General features: G+C 65.2%; 7 protein-coding genes. All 7 read right to left on the reverse strand.

Going from position 1 to position 6,026, the window contains the following annotated elements; genetic code table 11:
* Nucleotides 1-24: 24 nt before the first annotated feature.
* Nucleotides 25-1,173, reverse strand: coding sequence for a serine hydrolase domain-containing protein (locus VKF82_03250; GenBank protein ID HME81075.1), 1,149 nt, complete (start codon nucleotides 1,171-1,173; stop codon nucleotides 25-27).
* A gap of 45 nt (nucleotides 1,174-1,218) precedes the next feature.
* Nucleotides 1,219-1,620 (reverse strand): VOC family protein, encoded by a 402-nt coding sequence (locus VKF82_03255; GenBank protein ID HME81076.1) that lies wholly within the window; start codon nucleotides 1,618-1,620, stop codon nucleotides 1,219-1,221.
* 140 nt (nucleotides 1,621-1,760) lie between these two features.
* Complete coding sequence (locus VKF82_03260; protein HME81077.1) at nucleotides 1,761-2,168, reverse strand: SUF system NifU family Fe-S cluster assembly protein; 408 nt, start codon at nucleotides 2,166-2,168, stop codon at nucleotides 1,761-1,763.
* On the reverse strand, nucleotides 2,165-3,394 hold the full coding sequence (locus VKF82_03265) for a SufS family cysteine desulfurase (GenBank protein HME81078.1): 1,230 nt from the start codon (nucleotides 3,392-3,394) through the stop codon (nucleotides 2,165-2,167). Before VKF82_03265 ends, VKF82_03260 begins: the two co-directional genes overlap by 4 nt.
* Before the next feature lie 29 nt (nucleotides 3,395-3,423).
* The gene (locus VKF82_03270; GenBank protein HME81079.1) at nucleotides 3,424-3,738 is read right to left on the reverse strand and encodes a non-heme iron oxygenase ferredoxin subunit; all 315 of its coding nucleotides are present in this window, start codon (nucleotides 3,736-3,738) and stop codon (nucleotides 3,424-3,426) included.
* A gap of 13 nt (nucleotides 3,739-3,751) precedes the next feature.
* The gene (gene sufD / locus VKF82_03275; protein ID HME81080.1) at nucleotides 3,752-4,984 is read right to left on the reverse strand and encodes a Fe-S cluster assembly protein SufD; all 1,233 of its coding nucleotides are present in this window, start codon (nucleotides 4,982-4,984) and stop codon (nucleotides 3,752-3,754) included.
* Nucleotides 4,977-6,026, reverse strand: a 1,050-nt coding sequence (sufB, locus tag VKF82_03280) for a Fe-S cluster assembly protein SufB (GenBank protein HME81081.1), incomplete at its 5' end; no start/stop codon positions are given. The genes sufB and sufD, both read right to left, overlap by 8 nt.

The raw sequence follows: 6,026 nt of genomic DNA on the forward strand, positions 1-6,026 counted from the left end.
AAAAACGTTTGCCCGAGACCCGCTTTAGACCCTGCCGGCCCGGTGGAGCACGTCCCAGATAGCGGCCATCAACTCGCCGATGTGATCGACCGTCGGCTGGCTGTTGACGCCGACGGCGAAGACCACGTTACTCTTAGGAAACCATGCATAGACCATGCGGTACCCGAGCGTCTCGCCTTCGTAGAACCAGAACGTGCCGAGCTTCGGATGGGTCACAAGGGCCACGCCGAGTCCGAACCCTCGCGGATCCGATCGGCTTGTCATCGCGATCGGCTTGCCGGTCCGCATCGAGACGACGCTCATGAGCTCGCGCCGCTGCTTGGGCGCGAGGACGTCGCCCTGGTACAGCGCATGCACCCACCGGATCACGTCCTGTGGCGTCGAGACGATTCCGCCCGCCGCGCCCGCCCAGGACATGTCGCCCAACCGCATGTCTTGGTCGATGAAGCGCTTGAACGGCTCGTTGCCGGGACCCGTGTTTCCCCAGTATCCGGACACCATGCGGCCGGTCACCGACTTCGGATACACGTTGGGGCTGTAGAACGTGTTGGTGAGGCCGAGCGGGCCGAAGAAACGGCGCTGCAGTTCGGCGCCGTAGCTGTTGCCCGTCACGCGTTCGATGATCAGCCCGGCGAGCAGGTAGTTGGTGTTGGAATAATTATAGCCGCTTGTCGGCTTCGGGGCACCCGGGTATATGGGGTCGGCGAAGGCGATCAACTGCGCCGGCGTCCAGCGGCGATAGATCGTCGTCATCGCGTATCCCATGGCTGGCACGTTGTCGTAGCCCGGGATGCCGCTCGTCATGTCGAGCAGGTGCCGGATCGTGACGTCTTTCCATGCCGGGTACTGCGGCAGCCACAGCCCGACGGTTTGGTCGATGTCGAGCTTCCCCTCGGCTTCGAGCTGCAGCAGCGCGGCCGCGGTATACGCTTTGGTGTTGCTGCCGATCTGCCACAGCGCGTCGGTCGCGACCGGGCCGCCGCTACGCCAGCTGCGCTGTCCGGTCGTCAGGTCGATGGTGGCCGGGTCGCCGGGCAGGCTCACCGACAGTGAGATCGCCGAGATGTGCTCGTCCGCGGCATGAGCGGCCAGATACGAGCTGATCGTCTTTTGGAGCGGCGCGTTGAGGTTGCTCTCGCCTGCAGCAAGCGCGGGCACGGCTTGCAGCGCCATGACGGCGGCGAGCGCGGCGATGCAGTAGGTACGCTCCGCGATTGACTACGCTCCTTGGTAGACGACCTCGATGCGCAGGCCGCTGGGATCACGCACCCACAGCGCGTAATAGTCGTCGCCGAGCTCGGTGACGACGGCCGGCGGCTCGTCGACCTCGGCGCCCAGCTCGTCGAGCTGTTTGGCGCACTCGTCGACCACCGCGCGGGATCCGGCATTGAGCGCCAAGTGATCGAAGCCGACGTGGCGTTTGCCGTCGTAGAGATCGTCAGCGGTGCTTTCGGCCTTGTAGACCACCAGCTCGAAGCCTTCGCGCTGATAGCCGAAATGGTCGTCCTTATCGAACACCAAGTCGAAACCGAGCGCGGGCAGAAGCGAGCCGTAGAATTTCTTCGCCACCTTAAGGGCATCGGTGCCGATGGCGAGATGATGGACTGGATGGACTGGCATGCGGTGTGAGCTGGTCCCCCTAGAGCGACGGAGCGAAAAGCGATTCAATAAGACGTTGAAGGCTCGTCGCCTTGCTACGACGCGGCGAACAGGCATTCCCTGGTAGACGGCCGTCTCAAGACCGAAAAGGTCGCATCTCGCTAGTTCGGTTCGTCTGAATACTTCAAGGCCAACGCTAGTTTGAGCACCTTGAGGCCTAAGAGCGCGCACTTGAGTCGCGCGGCCGAGATATTGATGCCGACGTTCTCGAGCACGTCTTCTTTGCCGAGCTTGCTGATCTCGGCCAGCGTCTTGCCCTTGATCTGCTCGGTGAGCAGCGACGCGGAGGCCTGCGAGATCGCGCAGCCGCGGCCCTTGAACTTCACATCGGTCACGACCCCGTCGTCGATCTTGAGATCCATGCGGATCTTGTCGCCGCACAACGGGTTGATGTCCTCGAACGAGGCGTCGGCGTTCTCGAGCGTGCCGGCGTTGCGCGGATTGCGATAGTGGTCGAGGATGAAGTCGCGGTACAGCTCGTCCATCCCGGTGAAGGTGTTGTCGGTCACGCGATCTTGAAGATCCGTTTCGCGTTCTCGATCGCGCTGATGAGCGCATCGACCTCGCCCGGCGTATTATAAAGGTAGAACGAAGCGCGCGCGGTCGCCGCCACGCCGAGCTTCTCCATCAGCGGCTGGTTGCAATGGTGCCCGGCGCGCACGCACACGCCGTCGCTGTCCAGGATGCTGGCCAGGTCGTGCGCGTGGATGTCGCCCACGGTCATCGAGATCACGCCGCTGCGGTGCTCGATGTCCGGGCCGTAGATGGTGACGTTCGGGATCTCCGCCAACTGGCGCAACGCGTAGTCCGTCAAGAACAGCTCGTATTGATGGACGCGGTCCATGCCGACGGCTTCCAGATAGCGCACCGCCGCGCCTAGCCCTACCGCTTCGGCGATGGCCGGCGTACCGGCTTCGAAGCGCGCGGGCGGGTCTGCATACGTGGAGCGCTCGAGGCCGACGATACCGATCATTCCGCCACCGGTGAGGAACGGGGGCATCGCGTCGAGCAGCTCCTTGCGCCCCCATAGGATGCCGACGCCCGTCGGGCCGAGCATCTTGTGAGCCGAGAACGCCGCGAAGTCCGCGCCCCAGTCGGCCACGTCGACCGGCATGCGAGGCACCGCTTGGCACGCGTCCACGACGCTGACCGCGCCCGCTGCGCGAGCGCGCGCCGCCAGATGTTTCACCGGGTTGATGGTGCCCAGCGTGTTGCTGACGGCCGTGAACGCGAACAGCTTGGCGCCGTCGAGCAAGGTGTCGAGGTCGCGCAGATCGAGCCTGCCGTCTGCGGTCACCGGCACGAAGCGCAAACGCGCACCGGTCTGCTGCGCGAGCACCTGCCACGGTACGAGGTTGGAGTGATGCTCCATCTCGGTGAGCAGGATGACGTCGCCGCGCTTGACGTTGGTCCTCCCCCAGGTATAGGCGACCAGATTGATGCCCTCGGTCGCGTTGCGCACGTAGATGCACTCGGCGGCGCACGGCGTGCCGACGAAGCGCGCCACCGTCGCCCGCGCTTCCTCGTACGCCTCGGTCGCCAGTTCGCTGATGTGGTAGACGCCGCGGTGGATGTTGGCGTGGTAACGCCGGTAATAATCGTCCATCGCCTCGATGACTTGGATCGGCTTCTGCGACGAGGCCGCGCTGTCCAAGAAGACGAGCTGCTTGCCGTGCGGCCGTTCGGCGAGAATGGGAAAATCTTTGCGGATGCGCGCGACGTCGGCGTCGGACAAGCCTGGCGCCGGCGGACGCGCGAGCGCGCTCACTGGTCCACCTCTACCGCGATGGCGCCGTCGGTGATGACGACGGGATAGGTCTTGACGGGACGCACCGCCGGCAGACGCGTTGCGCGCCCGGTCTCGATGTCGAACCGTGCGCCGTGGCGCGGACACTCGACCTCGCAGCCGATCAGCTCGCCCTGGTCGAGCGGTCCTCGATCGTGCGTGCATTCATCGGCGATGGCGTAGATGGTCCCTTGATAGTTGCACAGTGCGATGCGCCGGCCGCCGGCTTCGACCACTTTGATCTTGCCGGCCGGAACGTCATCGGTCTTGGCGACTTCGAGCAGCGTGGCCACGCGCGCCTGTGGCTTACCTCTCGCGCTCGAGGTGCGGTGCGAATTTCGTCTCGAGCGGCCGCGTGACGCGCTCGTCGCCGACCCGATCGAGCACGTCTTGGAAGAAGCCCTCGACGATGAGGCGCGAGGCGGTCTCGTCATCGAGCCCGCGGCTGCCCAGATAGAACAATTGCTCGGCGTCGATCGGGCCGACGGTGGCGCCGTGCGTGCAGCGCACGTCATCCGCCTCGATCTCGAGCTTGGGCTCGGTATCGGCGCGCGCACCCTCGGCGAGCAGCAGATTTCGGTTGGCCTGGTAGGCGTCGCTGCGCTGCGCGCCCTTCTCGATGACGATCACGCCGGTGTAGACCGAGTGCGAGTGTCCGTCGAGCGCGCTCTTGAAGAGCAGATCACTGTGCGTGTCGCTGGCGCGGTGGCCTTGCAGCGTGTGGTAGTCGAATTGCTGCGTGCCGCGCGCGAAGACCAGACCGAGCATGTCGCTCTCGGCGCCCGCGCCGAGCAGTTCGACCTCGACGTCGCTCTTGGAGAGAGCGCCGCCGGCGCCCAGATTGAGCGTCACGAGCTTCGCGCCGTGCGCGATGCGCGCGTGCTGATGCGAGAACACGACCGTCTTCGGGCCGCACTCCTGCACGTGCGCGTAGGTGAGGTGGGCGTTCTCGCCCACGACGATGTCGCTGATGCCGGCGGTGAAACGGCCGCGCTCGCGGTGCGTCTCGGTGATCGCGGCGCGCGCGTTCTTGCCGACGACCACGATCAGGCGCGGATAGGTGCCGCTCTCCGCCTCGGCGACGATCGGGCTTGAGAGCTCGACGCCATCGGGGACGTGCACGAACGCTCCGCCCAACCAGGCGGCCTCGGCCAGCGCGGAATACTTGCCGACCGTGCGCCCGCCGCGCCCGTGCGCCAGCGCCTCGCGCACCAGCGGCTCGTGCGAGAGCAGGGCCTCCGATATCGTCTTGGCGATCACGCCGCGCGCACGGTCGACGCTGGCGACCGTCAGCTTGAAGGGCGAAGGTTCGGGCGCCACCGGGGCGATGTCGATGCCCTCAAGCGAGAGCCGGCGCCAGCCTTCGCTGCGTTCCGTCGGCGTGGCGATCCCCTCGAAGCGCTTGAGGGCGCCCAGCCGCACGTCGGTCAGCCAACTCGGTTCGTTGGCGGTCAGCGCCTTGATAGCGTCTGCGAGCGATGGCTGGGGTCCTGAAGCACGGTCGAGCAAGCTCGACCGCTCCATTGTGTCCTCAGCCAACAGAGCCTTCCATCTCGAGCGCGATCAGCCGGTTGAGCTCGACGGCGTATTCCATCGGCAGCTCCTTGACGAAGGGCTCGAAGAAGCCGTTGACGATCATCGTGGTGGCCTCGACCTCGGTCAGGCCGCGGCTCATGACGTAGAACAGCTGCTCTTCGCCGACCTTCGAGACCGTCGCCTCATGTTCGATGCGCACGTCCTTGGCGTCCACTTCCATCGTCGGATAGGTGTCCGAGCGCGACTGCGGATCCATCAGCAAGGCGTCGCAGCGCACGTTGGATTTGACGCCGTCGCAGCCTTCGTAGACCTTGATCAGGCCGCGGTAGCTCGTGCGTCCGCCGTTCTTGCTCACCGACTTGCTCGTGATGATCGACGTCGTGTTCGGCGCTGCGTGGATCATCTTGGCGCCGGCGTCCTGATGCTGGCCTTCGCTCGCGTACGCGATCGAGAGGACCTCGCCGCGCGCGCCTTCGCCCATCAGGTAGACCGACGGATACTTCATCGTCAGCTTAGAGCCGATGTTGCCGTCGACCCATTCGACGTGCGCGTTCTTGTACGCCATCGCGCGCTTGGTCACGAGATTGTAGACCGTCTTATACCAGTTCTGGATGGTCGTGTAGCGGATGTGCGCGCCTTCCATGGCGATCAGCTCGACGACGGCCGAGTGCAGCGAATTGCTCGAGTATGTCGGCGCGGTGCACCCTTCGATGTAATGCACGAACGAGCCGGGCTCGGCGATGATCAGCGTGCGCTCGAACTGGCCCATGTTCTCGGAGTTGATGCGGAAGTACGCCTGCAGCGGGATGTCGACCGAAACTCCCGGCGGGACCCAGATGAACGAGCCGCCCGACCAGACGGCCGAGTTGAGCGCCGAGAACTTGTTGTCGGCCGGCGGGATCACGGTCGCGAAATACTTGCGCACGATGTCCTCGTGCTCGCGCAGGCCGGCGTCCATGTCCGAGAACAGCACGCCCTTGGCTTCGAGGTCCTTGCGGATGCTGTGGTAGACGACTTCGGAATCGTACTGCGCGGTGACGCCGCC

It is taken from the genome of Candidatus Eremiobacteraceae bacterium (genome assembly GCA_035314825.1).
Classification (GTDB): Bacteria; Vulcanimicrobiota; Vulcanimicrobiia; order Eremiobacterales; family Eremiobacteraceae; genus JAFAHD01.

What these genes read in the sequence shown, in the direction of transcription:
- VKF82_03250 (HME81075.1), bottom strand. Translation starts at nt 1,173, where the DNA reads ATGGCGCTGCAAGCCGTGCCCGCGCTTGCTGCAGGCGAGAGCAACCTC.
- VKF82_03255 (HME81076.1), bottom strand. Translation starts at nt 1,620, where the DNA reads ATGCCAGTCCATCCAGTCCATCATCTCGCCATCGGCACCGATGCCCTT.